Raw genomic sequence first — 338 nt, forward strand, 5'->3', positions numbered from 1 at the left:
GGCGCCTGCGTCAAGCTGGAGCAGGTCGGCGACATCATCGTGCGCAACCTGCTGGTGCATGTGAAGCAGAAGCTGGAGCGTGGCCTGGAATTCACGCCGGAAGGCTGGCGCGAGCTTTGCGCCTTCCATGCCTCGGTGCTGGCCAATGCGCGCCTTGCCTTCAACGTACTGGTTTCGCGCGATCCGGAAACCGCGCGCCAGCTGGTGCTGGAAAAGGACCAGCTGCGCGACCGCGAGAAGGAAGCCAGCGCCAGCCATTTCATCCGGCTGCGCGATGGCACCGCAAGAAGCATCGAAACCAGCTCCATCCACCTCGACACCATCCGCGACCTGAAGCA

Annotated in this window: 1 pseudogene; it reads left to right on the forward strand. The window is 63.6% G+C overall.

Annotated features, from left to right (window positions below):
• Positions 1 to 338, forward strand: a pseudogene (locus tag EN851_RS34820) (Na/Pi cotransporter family protein); the annotation flags it as partial.

The organism is Mesorhizobium sp. M8A.F.Ca.ET.208.01.1.1 (assembly GCF_004791315.1).
Lineage (GTDB): Bacteria > Pseudomonadota > Alphaproteobacteria > Rhizobiales > Rhizobiaceae > Mesorhizobium.